This is a genomic window from Dorea sp. AF36-15AT (assembly GCF_003477705.1).
Lineage (GTDB): Bacteria > Bacillota > Clostridia > Lachnospirales > Lachnospiraceae > Claveliimonas > Claveliimonas ammoniilytica.
On the sequence record NZ_QUDV01000017.1, the window covers coordinates 1 to 15,734 of the forward strand.

The following is a 15,734-nucleotide window of genomic DNA, read 5'->3' on the forward strand; positions in this document are numbered from 1 at the left end:
ACTGTCTAATGGTAAGGGTTTTAAAAACTCAAACTGTCCAATCTATAGGGTACATTTTAGAAAAATAATGCAATGAAAATGCAATCCTATAAAGGAAAAGCTGTAAAACCCTTGTAAACAAAGGCTTTACAGCTTAGCTCCAACTATTCAAACTCCAGACAGACAGTACGGAGTATTAACGCATATAGACGATTTTAAAGGCTTTTTAACCAGTTAAGAGCAACATAGCCACATAATCTAAATTTTAAAAATGCAATAAAAATGCAATGAGTGACACGACTACTTGCTATACTTCCATCGGCTTCTTCTTGATACCAACACTATGAAAAGTCCGATTACAATTAAATATACTTTGAAAGGAAGATCACCATGAATTACAAATTAGAACTCAAACAAATCGTGGAATTTCCACGCTGTCGCATTTACCGTGACTTCATACAAACTTTAATCACTACCAAGAGCATCCGAACTACCGGGGGCTCTTTTCTTTTTTATTATCTGGTATTATGCTCCTATGCAAATTACCGCACATCCTACCGCCGGATGGAACACATTACCTATACCATTGGTCCAGGAGAGTGGATCTGCACAGTCACAGATCTTCAGGAATGGTTTCGCTGCCGTTTCCAACATCAAGCGTTGTCCATCCTTCGATTTTTTGAAGAGCAGAATTACATTACCTACTCTCTTCTCGGCAAAAACCGCCTGGTCAAATTCAAAATATCAGACTGGTCCAAAGACAATACCGTATTGGAATACAACTATCCCTGTAAAAAAGATACAGGGTTTTTCTTTTTCCCGATTGCCAAAGTTCACGAACTAATTGGCATTGGAAAATGCTCGGAAATGGATGTTATTCTGGATCTGTGGATTCATGCAGTTTACAACGATTCCTCTGTCCTGGGATCTGATTCCGGTCCCATTGTCTATTACCGGGATAATACCGGAAATCCCCTTACCAGCTTTAATGAACTGGGTGAAAGGTGGAGTCTGTCAAAGGCATCGGTATCACGACTCTTGAAGAAACTGGAGGAAAAAGAATACATTACACTTATCTCATTTACAGGAAAACACGGAAGCGTAATTTATCTCAACAATTACCTGTCCGTGATGTTTAATATCAGCGACGTTATGATTGACAAGGAGGAGATCGCTATGAAGATGCAATTACCAATCCATGTACCTGAAGAAATCACTATTGAGGATTCTGCTTCTGTTAGCGTTTCAGAAACTGTCACAGACTCACAAATCACCGTTACAAAAAATGATTCCTGCGTTCCAGATTCACACATGAAATTTATCGTGCAAAAAGTCGCAGAACTATTGGATTCACAAGGGATTCCATGTTGCCACTGCTCCAAAACCCGCTATATATTATCTCCATTATCAGCCTGCAAAGATATATTTAATACATTTACTCTAAATATTATCTGTCCCTACGGAAATGCCGCTTATCGGTTTGAGTTGTCCGTAAGTCCAGGGGATGAGTCTGCCCAAAAGATGCCTGCCGTGGCAGAGCCTTCTGCACTGAAAGGGGGGGAATAGACATGGCAAACCGCAATACACAGGGATTTCCTTCACCCGAAGAAGATCCACGTTTTCACGACACCTATCAGTTTTTACGCAGATACCGGGATGCAACCTACAGCCTGAAGGTAGTCGTACACCAGATGGAGCACCAGTTTAAGCTCCAATACGACAATGACATCGACAAATTTCTGGACTCCATCTATGCTGCCGGGGCTGATCTTACCGGAAGCGACATCGAACAACGGGCAAAAAGTATTGCCAGAAGCAACCAGATGCTGAAGCTTTTGGAATCATCCATCGATCTCCTCCGGAACAATCACAAGCATGGGGAACAGTATTACTGGATTCTCTACTACGCTTTTCTCTCTCCACAGGAAATGAAAAATACAGATGAGATATTGGATAAGCTGGCTCACCACATCACCAATATTTCCTACCGCACCTATTACCGGAAACGCAGGGCTGCGATTGAAGCACTCAGTACCATCCTTTGGGGATTTACTGCAAAAGAGACATTGGATACGCTCAACAAGTTCTTTCCAGAGTAATACATATCGCCTATCTCCTCGGCTTTTCGTAATATCATAAAAATGTTATACTAAAAAATGCAAAATATATATTGACTCTCACGGAACGTCATAGCGTACAGTTATCTTATCAGGAACAGGAGGTCAGCAACTATGAGGACAGTCAAAGAAATATCAGAACTTACAGGTATCAGCGTTCGCACGCTTCACTATTACGATGAAATCGGGCTTTTAAAACCAACACAAAAAAGTGATGCGGGATACCGGCTTTATGACGATAGGGCATTGGAAATATTACAGCAGATTCTGTTTTTCCGTGAGTTTGACATTCCTTTGAAAGAAATCAAAGCTGTTCTGGAGAATCCTGCTCTTGAAAGGAACCAGATCTTGCAAATGCAGAGAAAAATGTTGGTAGCAAAGAAAGAACGTATGGAACATCTGATTGCCAGCATTGATGATATCCTGAAAGGAGAGAATAAAATGGATTTTGCGATTTTTAGTAAAACGGAAGTTGAAGAAATGTTCCAAACTATGTTTGAACATATGCCTGACAATATGAAAGAACTTGCTGTAAAAGAGTTTGGAAGCATTGAAGAATGGAAAAAGCATTATATTAAGACAGTTTCATCAGAAGAAATGCAGAAAGGCTATGCTAAAGTTGTTGAGTGGTATGGAGGAAAAGAGCAATTCCTGTCTGTTGCCAACAATCCTATTAGCAAAGAGGCTGCAGAAAGTTACAACCAACAATTTGACAATCTTTTATACAAATTAGCAGCTAAAAAAGTATGTTCACCAGATTCTTCTGAAGTAAGAGAACTTGTTTCCGAATACGGTTTTCTTATGAAACAACTTTCACAGATAAAGAAAGAACACGGTCTGATGGTTGCACAGGCTCAATATTACCGTAATGAAAAAATCAAACCTATGATAGATGAAAAATACGGCAATGGTACAGCCGAATTCTTCGCACAAGCTTTCGAAGCATTTTATAAAGACAAGTAATCATTAGAACTACACAAAAGCACAACAATACACCATGCAGGGAATCAAAATGGTTTCCTGCTTTTTTTATGCCAACCAGTGAAAATGGCACAGAAATGACCTGCTTCTGCGATTGAAGCGTAAAATTACCCATGCTACAATAGGTATTGCTTATAGTTTTCCTTATTTCCAGCACCCATAGATGGTGCTTTTTTTGTACCTGTAAATTCAATCGCTGACAGCAGGTTCTATGTACTTTGTACGTACACTATACTTACAATACCAAACGTATTCTGTACGTACAGCCATACGTATAAAGTTTCCTATTATATATAGAAGGGAGTCAATCATGAAAACAAGGAACGAAATCTATCAAGGAGAGGGAGCCAAGCTCTTACGGTTCATTACCACTTACCATACTCTGAAGTATGACCAGGTTTTACAACTTTTCTCCCGGCATGAGCAGTCTATCAAGTCATTGATTACCAGCCTCATCAAACAAGGGCGCATCATTTACGATAAAGAGCATGACCTTCTTTGTGACAGCCAGCAGTCTGCTGAGAATCCTGACTATGCTATAATTACATGCTTCTGGGTACTGCTGGATTTTAAGAAAGGTGTTGTATACCACACCAGTGGCGAATTTCCAATCAAGCTCAATTTCTTTTCGCAAGATGAACAATACGAAATCATCTATATCGGTGAAGAACAGGAGGCTCTGATCAATCATGTGATGGAAAGTATCCCATCACATGGTTCCAAACGCCTGATTGTCTTAGAATCCGAAAGCCAGGCTGCCAAAATCACCATTGATGATGTAGCCGCTTACTGCCTTGTAAATGAATCCGGTGCTGTCAGTTACTACATGAGAAAGTAGGTTATTATGACGCAAAATACACCAACCATTTACCAGCGGCTTGAAAAACTGGAAGGGGAGCTGCAAAAACTGACGAATACCGTTTACGCTCTGAAGGTCACTGATATCCAGAATTATGATAAAAATTTTGAGGAACTGAGCGTCAGTGCTGCTCTTCGGGCGGAGCGGATTGCCTGCCAGATGCGTAACCTTGTCTGTCCGGCTCTCTCCCCAAATCAAGCAGCTTATCTTCCCAAAGCGGCAGATGCACAGGGAATGCGGATTGCAGAACAGCAGGGGATTCTCACCATTACGCTTCCCGGACTGCTTCCGAAACGAAGAGTCCACACAAACACTGCATTTCTCCATGAACCGCTTAATTATATGCTTCGGGAGTATGTAAAACAAAATGCCCTGCCCCTCTATCGTGACTGCGTGATATGTTTCAGTCAAATATATGACAGGGAACTTCCTCAAAGACGTATCCGGGATTATGACAATCTGGAGTTTAAACAGATTCTGGATACACTTTGTACTTATGTTCTGACAGATGACAGCGGCTTTTTCTGTGATTCCTACTACACGACACAGCTTGGCTTAAAGGACTGTACACTGGTATCGGTTATGGAAAAAGCTGACTTTCCGAAATGGCTGCAGAACCAGAAAAATCATCACGAAAGCATGTCGGAAAATCTCCTGACTTCTCAGGCAGAAATCCGACATCGGTAAGAACCACCGCAGGGAACTTTGTTTTCTTGCTTTTTTTATCTCCAAACCACCGGAGATTTACCCAAGTATAGGCTTGCATGGGTAAGAACTGAATTGAGGTGATGCTTATTTGATAAGACCTGACACTACGAAATACCGCTTACTGGAAATGATAGGGATGTGCGGGGAATTTCCCGCAGACCAGCTAAACAGACTCATCCCAAGTGCCTCCTATGCGGAAAAACTCATTACGGATTTGAAGGCGGAACACCTCATCCGTACCCACTACCGGGATGCTCTCAGAGGCTACCGTCTTACAAAAGCTGCGAAAGAGATGCTGTTATCTGTCTCGCCGCTACGCTTCCAGTGCTATCTGACCGGCAATACCGAGACGAACCTCATCCGAAGTGAAGTATCCCGACGTATCCGCTTACATCAGAAAGCCGAAACGTATCTGACACTCCTTCATGCCGGGATTCCCTTTTATCCGGATGTAAAACCTGACATCTTCTGTAATCACCGCGAAGCTGGTTCCATCGGTATGCGAAGCCTTCCTCTTTTTTACGCTTCCAGAGAAATTAAGGAATTGGGCCCGGAGACCACGAAGATTAGGAACTCCCGCAGCATGGGCATCCTGATGGCACCGCAATGTGTCTATGTCCTTTATAACACGGGAAACGGAGTCCTGAAATGGGAATATCGAACGGAAGTCCGCTTAAACGCCTTCCTGCAGCATTACCTGCAAGGCTACCCTTACAACGGACATCCACAGATCCGGGCAATCATGACCGGAACCGACATGGAAATGGCTTTCCGGCTGTTTACCAGTACCGGAGGCTACAAAAAGAGCCTGTTTATGCTGGACACCTCCTTCGAGCATTTCCATTACCTTCCCAATACTCCGGAAGGGGAAGTGCTTTTAAAACTGCTGGTTCACCCTGAGATCATGGAAAAGCTGGACAACCTCCTGCTGTCCGATCTGGGCTGCCGCAGCGATTCAATTCCACTGGAACATGATGCCACGGATGCTTCCGGGAACCCCATCCTTCTTGCTTATGATTTTGACATGCAGCGAATCAACCGGTTCAATACCGGCTTAAATGTATACGGCAGATCCGGGAACCTGATCTGTTTCGATTTTCAGATTCCGGTCCTGAAAAAATACTTAACTGCCACAATCCATTTCTCCAGTATTGACCTTTGCAAATTCAAAAGGGGGTTTTTACATGAACCGTAAATGGTGGAAGCTCATTTATATGCTTCCGATCACCTTCTGCACCCTCTATGCAGGAGGCTATGTTGCTCAATTTATCCGCAACTATCAGACCTGGGAATCTGCCGGCAATTTTGCCGGAAACGGAACTGCCCCGCAGATCCCCTCCCCGCACCCGCTCGCCTGTCTGGATGCCCTGACTGCTTTCCCGTACAATCTGTATGGGATTTTTCTATGTCTGGCAGCTTTTGGACTCCTGACCTTCCTTCTCATGCGTATGGGATTTGACCGAAACGGGGAAATAACAGACCGGGGCCGGAACCTGAATTATTCCACAAAGGGAACCTATGGGACTTCCGGTTTTATGACTTTGGAGGAAATGCATCAGGTACTGGAGCTTACGAATGATGTCAAGAAACACAAGGGAACCATTCTTGGAAAACTGAACGGAAAAGCCGTTTGTCTCCCGAAGGATACCCGCATGAACCGGAATATTGCCGTTTACGGTGCCAGCGGTTCCATGAAAAGCCGGGCCTTTGCACGCAACATGATCTTCCAGTGTGTTGCCCGCGGGGAAAGCCTCATCATCACCGATCCAAAATCGGAATTGTACGAAAGTACAGCCACTTACCTTGAGAATGCCGGATATATCGTGAAATCCTTTAATCTTGTAAACCCGGAAAACTCGGATAGTTGGAATTGTCTGGGTGAAATTGGCGGACAGGAAACCATGGCACAGGTATTTGCTGATGTCATCATCCAGAATACCGGTTCTGCCAAAGGCGATCACTTCTGGGACAATGCCGAGATGAACTTATTAAAAGCTCTGATTCTCTATGTGGATCAGGGATTCCCACCGGAGGCAAAGAATATCGGACAGGTATACAAACTCCTGACCATGAGTTCGGAAAAAGAACTGAACAGCCTCTTTGACCTGCTTCCGGTCTCCCATCCGGCAAAAGTCCCCTACTGCATCTATAAGCAGGCAAGTGACACGGTACGTTCCGGCGTCATCATCGGACTCGGTTCCAGACTTCAGGTATTCCAGAACAAGCTGATCCGCCAGATCACTTCCTATGATGAGATCAACCTGACGCTGCCGGGAAAAGAAAAATGTGCATACTTCTGCATCACTTCGGATCAAGACAGCACTTTTGATTTTCTTTCTTCCCTGTTTATGACCTTCGTATTTATCAAACTGGTCCGTTATGCAGACACCTATGGGGAAGATGGAAAACTGCCGGTTCCGGTACATATCCTGGCTGATGAGCTGGCGAATACGGGAGCAATCCTATCGCTCAACAAAAAGATTTCCGTGATCCGAAGTCGAAACCTCAGTATTTCCTGCATTTTCCAAAACCTGCCTCAGATGCAGAACCGGTATCCCTTAAACCAATGGCAGGAAATCATCGGGAACTGCGACACTCAGCTATTTTTAGGCTGTACGGATGAGGTAACTGCTACATTTATCTCTAACCGCTCCGGTGATGTGACCGTTGGTGTCAGCAGCGAAGCCAAACAATTAAATAGCTGGAGGGTATCCGATTATACACCGGAATACCGCCAGACCAGATCCATCGGGAAACGAAAGCTCTTAACTCCGGATGAGATCCTGCGGCTCCCGCTGGATACTGCACTGATTATCCTGCGTGGTCAGAAGGTACTGCAGGTAGAAAAATACGATTACACCCTGCACCCGGATGCCCAAAAACTCATTCCCCGGAAGGCTTCCGAACATATTCCGGAATGGAGAAAAGGAGCATGTAGTGAAGAATATACGTACACTCCAACTATTCCTGCTTCCCACCCGAAAAAAACCGCTTCTTATGGAAAGCAGAAAAAGAAAAAAGCTGAACCGCACTTTGACCAGCAAAGCGTTTATCAGGAACCTGGCTATCACGATTTCCCGGATGACTTCTCAGCAGATAACTATTCGGATCACACAGACATGGTTCCTTTAGATAAAGATTCTATCATGTCATAATTTGAAAGGAGACACTATGATGCCAAACGAAACAACCAACACACCTATTTTAACTCTGGATTCCGATGCGAAGCTGGAAACAGCCCAGTCCATTTCAGACCTTACCTGGCATGAGATCCAGAATGCCTACCGTACCCGCCGGATCTTAACCGGAATGCTTGGCGGTATCGAGAAAACAGAAAACGGCAGCCTCATTGCCGTGGTTTACTACAAGGATTTCCGTACTGTCATCCCAGTAACTGAGATGATGATCCATCTCATGCAGGATGAAGCACACGATTATGGGGAGCTTGCTCTGCGGCAGAACAAAATCCTCAACAATATGCTTGGATGTGAGATTGATTTTCTGATTAAGGGATTAGATCCGAAGACACGCAGCATTGTCGCCAGCCGGAAAGAAGCGATGCTGAAGAAACGCCAGATCTTCTATCTGGATAAAGATGCTTCCGGAATGCCGAAAGTTTATGAAGACCGTATCGTGCAGGCAAGAGTCATTGCTGTTGCGGAAAAGGTAGTCCGGGCAGAAATTTTCGGTGTGGAAACCTCCATTCTTGCCAGAGACCTGTCCTTCGACTGGATGGGTGATGCCAGAGAACGCTTCCAGGTAGGCGATCACATCCTGGTACGCATCCTGGATGTGCGGGCAGACTCACCGGAGCAGGTCATTGTCCACGCAGATGTCAAAAGTGTGGAAGGCAACACCAGCAAGGAAAACATGAAAAAATGTAAGATTCAGGGAAAATACGCCGGAACTGTGGAAGACATCCATAAAGGCACCGTCTTTGTCCGGCTCTCCATCGGTGTCAATGCCATTGCCCACTCCTGCTATGACAGCCGGACAGTCGGGAAAAAGGATCAGGTATCCTTTGTGGTGACGCATATTGATGAAGAGCGTAATGTTGCCCTCGGCATCATCACCCGCATCATCAAGCAGACCATATAAGGCTTCCACCTTATTTTTAAATAGCTTTTTTTCATATACAGCACCAATTAGTCCAGCAAATACTCACGATACAGCTACATAAGGTGACAGAATAAAGTATTTTTCAGACCATTACCTTATTGTACTGAAAACGGTAACGTGTTATACTGATTCGGTATTACTGAACCGGAAAGACGGATGCATTTCGATTTTGCCCTCTAGTATCCAAGGAGGGTGATGCCCATGAATACAATGGAAGTATTGACTTTACTATTGGTAATTTTTGCGGCTTTGACTTATATAGATCGACATAATAAGAAATAGCATCCACGACCCTAGGAAAGTTTTGGATGCTATGACTTATACATAGAATATAAAATTTAACTGAGGGCATCAGATTTTGCATCTGAATACCTTTCTTGAGTTCATTATACACTGGGGGATTTGAGAAATCAAGTCCCCCTTTTTATTATGACATTGATTAGTATCTGCATTAAACATCAGAAATTTATATTCTTACTCACTGAAACGAATTCTCTCTATCAATGAATCTTTCCTTACTGACTTTGCAATGAATATTGCCAATAACATCTGTATCACAAACAATGTTAAAATTATAATAATAGCTGCTGTTACCGGATAATGGTATGTGCTGATATCAAACATTCCTGTACGCTTTGCATATAAAAACAACGGATATCCTGCAAGACTTCCCACTCCGATACTGATAATAAGAGTGCCTACTGTATAGAATATACCTTCCAACTGGAGCATCTTCATCAACTGACGGTCCGACATTCCGATTGCCTGCATCATGCCAAGCTCCTTTTTTCGCACATGGACACTATTGATCATTGTGTTAATCAAGTTCATAATGCTGATTGCTGCCAGAATGATGATAAATGCATAACATGCACCTCTAGTCATCTGTATGGCATTTTCCCATGTATCGTACTCATTCTTCCAGGTACGCATCTGCAGTCTGCCTGATCCATCCACAATAGCCTGTAGAGATGCTTCCAGTGCCTCATCATAATCCTTATCTGCAATCACCTGAAAATAGCTGGAAGAATTATTTATGGTAAGTTTCTCTGCCCCTTCTTTTGCCATGATAAGACAGTTATAGTTTGTCAGACCTGTTCCATATTCACCAATTGCTGCCACTTCAATCTCTTTTTGAAAGGTATTATCTCCATCATGAATATTGAGTTTCAGCTTATCTCCCACTTTAATATCTGGATACCAGTGAAGTAGCGCGCGGTCCAGAATCACTTTATCCCCGGATTTCAATTCCTCGTATGTGACATTGCCTTCAGTGATTCCTTTTTTCAGCTCTTCTGCGTATTCTTCCGGCACTCCATTGATAAATTCGGTTCCAATTTTTTCTTCAAAAGGTCCTCCTGATACCTTCAACGCGGTAAACACATCTACCCGCTCAACACCGTCAAGCTCCTCTATCTGCTGCTTTAGTCCTTCATTTAATGGATTATTCTTTTGAACCTCCGCCCATTCATATTCAGGATGCTCTTTATTCCCGGATTCCACAATTGGAGAAATCTCATATTGCCCCACAATCGAACTCTTTGCACTTTCCATCGGATTTGCACAAGACAGCACCGTTGCTACCATCATGACAAATATTCCGGTAACGGCCATAGATACAATCGTGATAGTACTCTTCTTTTTATTCTCTGCAAGATTTCTCTTGGTCAGTCGTCCGATATTCAGAAATTGATATCCCTTCCTGCTGCTTTTCTGTCGCTTACTGCCTCCCTGGTAACGCATAGCTTCTATTTCTGATACCTTCGCCGCCATACGCATAGGCTTCATCAGTGACAGATACACTGTACACAGAGTCACTGCAATTGCCAACAGATAAATCCACCAATAATAAAGTTGGACTTCTCCTTTAGCTACAACCTTGTATGCCTCTGTTATAAGTACGTTTGAATCCTTTGCATGTTCTACAAACTGGAGAAGTACAACTTTCACAGCAACTGTTCCGATCAAAAGTCCTATCGGAATGGCAAACAACGCCACTCCCATTCCCTCTCTTAGTACGATTTGTCTAAGCTGCCGTTTCGTAGCCCCGATTGCCTTTAACTTTCCAAATTCCCGAACCCTCTGGTTCATAGATACATAATAAACACTATAAATTGTGATAATGCCCGCCAATACAACAATAAGCATGATTCCTACAATCACCGGAATTGTAGCCGGATCCACATAATTTGCTGCAAGATACTCTTTATTAATATTCATGTCATCCTCGGAAATCCCGAACTGTCTGGCAATATTCTGTATCGTCTCTGTATAATCTGCAGTCGTATTTCCTTTCTGTCCATTCACCTGAAGTAAAAACCGATATTTCACCTGTTCTACCGGTATCTCCGCTTTCAGAAAGGCCTCTGAAACCAATGATGTATATTGTTTTTGTTCTTTGCTGCTCTCATTATCTGCTAAAAAACCACAGATTCGAAAGTCTTTCTCCTTCGTATAATCCAGTCCGTCATCTTTCAGAATCTGATAAGGTACTGTGATAGTGTCACCGATTTTCCCATTCTGTCCTAATGCTTCCAGTATTCCTTTTGAAACCACAATATCATTTTCTTTCTGCGGAAGTTGCCCCTCTTTCAGCTTCACTTTATAAAGTTCCATCCCTGTTCTGTCCATATACATCATGGAAACCGTCGCATCTTCCAGATTCATGTACCCCGCATCGCTGCGGAGTCCGTAAGTTTTCACATCATGATGTGCCGCCAGTTTCATAACTGTACTCTCGTCCACGTTCCGATAAAGGGCATGCCATGTTGGATAAATCTTATTGATTACCGCAAAGTTCACTTCCACCATATCTTTTCCGATTGATGGGATTACGAACAGCAGTAATGTTGTCAGGATAATGGCAATTCCAATCAGTATGTTTTTGCTCTTATAATGCCGCATATTGCAATATGCAACTCTGGTCGTCATCTTCATTATCTTCTCACCGCCTTGCCATCTTCAATGATAATCATTTCATCCGCCATCTGGGCAATCGTTTCATCATGGGTAATCATGATAAGCGTCTGCCCGAAATCCGACACGCAGCTTTTCAATAGGCTCATAACCTCTAGCTCAGTCTGGGAATCAAGGTTTCCCGTCGGCTCATCCGCCAAAATTATCGCCGGTCTTGTCACCAATGCCCTGGCTATCGCAGTTCTCTGTTTCTGTCCACCAGACAAAGCAGACGGCATCGCATCTTTCTTATCCTGCAGTCCGATTTTTTTGAGAATATCTTCCACTTCCCGCGGCTTTACCTTGCGATTATCAAGTCCCAGCGGAAGAACGATATTCTCCCACACATTCAGCGATGGAATCAGATTAAAATCCTGAAAGATAAATCCTATCTTCTTTCTTCGAAACTGTGCCAGTTTATCATCTTTTCGAGAATAGATATCGGTTCCATCAATCCATACTTTGCCGGAATCCGGTCTGTCAAGCCCTCCAATCAGATGCAGAAGTGTAGATTTTCCGGAGCCGGAACGTCCTACGATAGCTGTAAACTTGCCTCTCTCTATCTGTAAACTTGTATGATCCACGGCTCTCACCTGATTCTCGCCTTCTCCATAATACTTTACTAGATCTTCTACTTTTAAAATACTACTCATATCTTCAAGTCCCCTTTCCATTTCATACCCCTACTATAACATTCCTGCATTACAAAACCCTTACAACAACCATAACAGTTTTGTAAGGGTTCCGACTATTCTCCTATTATGAGCGGCAGTGTCACTTTAAATATCATACCTTTCTCAGCCTTTCTTTTGGCTGCTATTGTCCCCCCCTGTTCTTCTATGATCTTTCTGGCAAGATACAGACCGACACCCGCTCCGTCTTTTACCTGTTCCTTTGCTTTCCTTCCCCGGTAAAATCTCTGATAGATCTTATGCAGTTCCTCCGCAGGAATGCCCATTCCTTCATCTTCTACTTCAATAAGCACATTGCTTGCTAGCTCCTGCGTCCTCACTGTAATCGTTGTATGTTCCGGTGAATATTTGACTGCATTCTCAAGGATATTCGTTAATGCTTCTACCGTCCATTTTGAATCATGGTTCACAACTATATCATCATCCATCTCCACCTGAATGGAAATATCTTTTCCTCTTGCCTTCATATAAATCTGACTGACAGCCTCTGTTAGCGTTTTCTTCAGGCTTTCATGAAGCGAATGTATCTGGATCATATGTGTTTCCAGCCTTGAAAGATTTACCAGTTCATTCAAGAGCTGTTCCAGTTTGGTAAGTTCCTGTGATTCCTGCTCCAGAAACTCCCTCTGTTCTTCTCCTGTAACCCGATTTTCTGCCACCAGCTCATGACTCATCCGGAGTGATGCAAGCGGAGTCTTCAACTGATGGGAAATATCTGTAATCAGACTCTTCGTACCATTTTCTTCCTGCTCCAGACGTTCCTTCAAATCTTCGAAATATTGCCCCAGCTCCTTTACAGATTCCCACACCTTTAACCATTGTTCCGATTCTGATGTTTCTTCAGGATATGTTTGGAATTTTCCTTTTCTGAATTCCTGCAGACATTCATATAATTGCTGTAATTGTTCCTCATCACCGTATCTGCTCCAGTTTTTTCTTCGGTCCAGGTACAAGAACAGGCTACATACTATGACTCCCACTAGTAATCCAATTCCCCAGATAATCCTTATAACCACATCTGAAGATCCACTCCCTGAGTGATAACCATAAGTTTCTTCCAGCATCTGTACGACTCTTTCTATCTTCTGATCGTCCCGGTCTCTTATAAAATCTACTGTTCCTGACTTTTCCCAGATTGCAACTATTTCCCCTTCCAGTTCAGGATGTTCTGCAAGGAGCAGTGCTATCTGCGTTGCTTTCGCATTTTCCTCATACTTTGTTATCAGATACATTCCTACTGTAAAAAATACTGCAAAGATTACATATACGATAAAATACCGTTTTAATTTTTGTTTACCTTTCCGGTCCATATATATCCCAGTCCTCTCACATTCGCTATCTCTTCTGTTCCAAGTTTATTCTTCAGTCTGCTTATATTGACAGTAACCGTATTATCATCGACAAATTGACCGTCTATATCCCATACATGCTCCAGGATACTTTCTTTTGAAACAATCTGTCCTGCATTCTCCCAGAGATACAGCAACAGAGAGAATTCTTTCTTACTTAAAGTAACTGGTTCATCCCCTTTATACACCTGCATCGTTTTCATATGCACCGTAATCTCTCCGGAAGACATAATCTGTGCCTGTACCTTAGAAAGCCGTCTCATCAATGCGTTCACCTTCGACACCAAAGCCATCAGTGAAAATGGTTTGGTAATATAATCATCTGCCCCTGTATCATAACCATTTACAATATCTATTTCCTGATCCAAAGCCGTAAGATAGATAAGATATGTATCTCCACCTGCACGTACCATCCTTCCAAAATCCAGTCCTGTACCATCCGGCAATGTAATATCGCTGATAACAAGAGCATAATCTCCTTTTTGAAATGCTTCTTTTGCTTCCTTTATTGTATAAACCTGACGAACCTCATACCCTTCCCGTGAAAGTAACAGGGCAATTCCCCGATTTAGATTCAAGTCATCCTCCAGTAATAATATTTTCTGCATCAAATACTCCACCTCTATTTGTAATAACCTGTTCTTTTATCATATCAGTCCTATCTTTTGTCTACAATAAAAATAAAATTAACATACATACTTTTCCTTCATATGTTCAAGGATTTCACCGGATACTGCTTCAGAAATCGATCAATCCATTTCTGATTGCTTCTCTGTAACATCCGAAGTCTGGATAAAAGCTGTAGACAACTGCAGCTCTATGTTACTAAAGTCCTATCCATCAATACAGGAGTTATAGAATGCCGTGAAGATACCGTCAAATTCCATTTCAATAATATGTAGGCTGTCCATTGTGTGCTCCAGATAAGTCAGTGTTCCTCTATCCAAATCTATACTCGGCTTTCCTAGTGAGTTTGCTATTACATCTGGATTTGTAATTCCAAACATCTCCTTTATATCCGGCATAAGATAATCCACGATATCCGGCAGCCTTTTCTCATACGCCTGTGCCAGTTCAACTGCATGCTTCTCATAATCGGAATGTATACTGTCACAGACAAATTCAATCCCGTTTATTTCCATCTTATAGTAATCATTATTCTCATCATAGACAAACGCTGTACCCTTACTTTTTTTATTTTTTTCCAAAATCCCCATGATATATCTACACTTTCCCGGTTCTTCCGCCATACACAGTCTAAAAAACTGTAACTTAATGCTTACGTTTGTAAAAAATAACTCCTGCCAAAATCAATAAAATAATTCCAACTACAATCATAAAAATAAAATTATCAACATTTAACTTCCCTGCTATGAAAATAGAAGTCGGGCCATCCGCACCACCAATAACAGAAACGGCTGTGTTTTCTTTCTGCTTCAGTACAATGCCAATGACTGCCAATACAATTCCTAAAATTCCGGCTATGATTCCCAATCGCTTTTTCATTGCTACCACCTCAAATCATTTTTATCTGCTCAATCAAATGTAAATTGTTATGCAAGTATTTCTATGCAAATGAAGCATAGATAACCCATATTTCTGCAAACATTACCAATAAAAGTACACCATCTATCATCCAATTAAACTGAATGTCCGTTAAGAAAGTTTTTGAATGTGTCAGGCAATATTTTACTTTTTCTCGTCCAGTCAAAAAAGTGATAAGCACTTGTAATATAGGAAATAAAAATATTTGTATTTTTCTTCCATAATCATCCGCAATCCCATTTGCAAAATGTACTGGAATAATACTCGGTAAGAAAAATATACTTACAAGAGCAAGCAAAAATCCTATTATACAAATTATCCATGTGAATTTTCTAGTATTGATAAATTTCATAACAATCCTTCTTTCTGCTAAATTCAAGTTGAACAAAATCGCTGCGCGATGGTCTGCCAAGGCTGTGGCGCAGCTTTC

The 15,734-nt window shown here is 42.3% G+C and carries 15 protein-coding genes; 8 read left to right on the top strand and 7 right to left on the bottom strand.

The features are described 5' to 3' along the window. Positions 1-369: 369 nt before the first annotated feature. The 8 genes from DWZ93_RS14460 (at position 370) to DWZ93_RS14495 (ending at position 8,742) form a co-directional block, all read left to right on the top strand. The gene (locus DWZ93_RS14460) at positions 370-1,545 is read left to right on the top strand and encodes a MarR family transcriptional regulator (RefSeq protein WP_226981546.1); all 1,176 of its coding nucleotides are present in this window, start codon (positions 370-372) and stop codon (positions 1,543-1,545) included. Between the two features lie 2 nt (positions 1,546-1,547). After that, positions 1,548-2,078, top strand: coding sequence for a hypothetical protein (locus DWZ93_RS14665; RefSeq protein WP_005333547.1), 531 nt, complete (start codon positions 1,548-1,550; stop codon positions 2,076-2,078). A 132-nt stretch (positions 2,079-2,210) separates the two neighbouring features. Next, positions 2,211-3,059 carry a MerR family transcriptional regulator gene (locus DWZ93_RS14470; RefSeq protein ID WP_005333545.1) on the top strand — a complete coding sequence of 283 codons (849 nt, stop codon included), beginning with the start codon at positions 2,211-2,213 and terminating at the stop codon, positions 3,057-3,059. Positions 3,060-3,387: 328 nt separating this feature from the next. After that, entirely contained in the window at positions 3,388-3,915 is a 528-nt protein-coding gene (locus tag DWZ93_RS14475) for a DUF5697 family protein (RefSeq protein WP_118453410.1), read from the top strand. Between the two features lie 6 nt (positions 3,916-3,921). Beyond that, on the top strand, positions 3,922-4,623 hold the full coding sequence (locus tag DWZ93_RS14480; RefSeq protein WP_005333541.1) for a DUF6100 family protein: 702 nt from the start codon (positions 3,922-3,924) through the stop codon (positions 4,621-4,623). 157 nt (positions 4,624-4,780) lie between these two features. After that, positions 4,781-5,839, top strand: coding sequence for a hypothetical protein (locus tag DWZ93_RS14485; protein WP_226861986.1), 1,059 nt, complete (start codon positions 4,781-4,783; stop codon positions 5,837-5,839). Continuing rightward, positions 5,829-7,799 (top strand): VirD4-like conjugal transfer protein, CD1115 family, encoded by a 1,971-nt coding sequence (locus DWZ93_RS14490; protein ID WP_022415647.1) that lies wholly within the window; start codon positions 5,829-5,831, stop codon positions 7,797-7,799. Before DWZ93_RS14485 ends, DWZ93_RS14490 begins: the two co-directional genes overlap by 11 nt. Positions 7,800-7,815: 16 nt before the next feature. Beyond that, positions 7,816-8,742, top strand: a complete 927-nt coding sequence (locus tag DWZ93_RS14495; RefSeq protein WP_005333538.1) for a S1 RNA-binding domain-containing protein — start codon at positions 7,816-7,818, stop codon at positions 8,740-8,742. Between the two features lie 495 nt (positions 8,743-9,237). On the opposite strand, the gene DWZ93_RS14500 is transcribed toward DWZ93_RS14495, so the two are convergent. The 7 genes from DWZ93_RS14500 to DWZ93_RS14530 form a co-directional block, all read right to left on the bottom strand. Beyond that, positions 9,238-11,694, bottom strand: coding sequence for an ABC transporter permease (locus DWZ93_RS14500; protein ID WP_227338367.1), 2,457 nt, complete (start codon positions 11,692-11,694; stop codon positions 9,238-9,240). Between the two features lie 5 nt (positions 11,695-11,699). Continuing rightward, entirely contained in the window at positions 11,700-12,371 is a 672-nt protein-coding gene (locus tag DWZ93_RS14505) for an ABC transporter ATP-binding protein (protein ID WP_172676439.1), read from the bottom strand. Positions 12,372-12,466: 95 nt separating this feature from the next. Next, positions 12,467-13,720 carry a sensor histidine kinase gene (locus tag DWZ93_RS14510; RefSeq protein ID WP_005333534.1) on the bottom strand — a complete coding sequence of 418 codons (1,254 nt, stop codon included), beginning with the start codon at positions 13,718-13,720 and terminating at the stop codon, positions 12,467-12,469. Next, positions 13,693-14,367 (bottom strand): response regulator transcription factor, encoded by a 675-nt coding sequence (locus DWZ93_RS14515; protein WP_005333533.1) that lies wholly within the window; start codon positions 14,365-14,367, stop codon positions 13,693-13,695. Before DWZ93_RS14515 ends, DWZ93_RS14510 begins: the two co-directional genes overlap by 28 nt. A gap of 225 nt (positions 14,368-14,592) precedes the next feature. Further along, a complete protein-coding gene (locus DWZ93_RS14520; protein WP_226850873.1) occupies positions 14,593-14,976 on the bottom strand; it encodes a hypothetical protein in 384 nt (127 codons plus the stop codon). A gap of 55 nt (positions 14,977-15,031) precedes the next feature. Then, positions 15,032-15,265 (bottom strand): LPXTG cell wall anchor domain-containing protein, encoded by a 234-nt coding sequence (locus DWZ93_RS14525; RefSeq protein ID WP_117470884.1) that lies wholly within the window; start codon positions 15,263-15,265, stop codon positions 15,032-15,034. 61 nt (positions 15,266-15,326) lie between these two features. Continuing rightward, positions 15,327-15,734 (bottom strand): DUF1648 domain-containing protein (locus tag DWZ93_RS14530; RefSeq protein ID WP_330421797.1); only part of this gene is annotated, 408 nt, incomplete at its 5' end.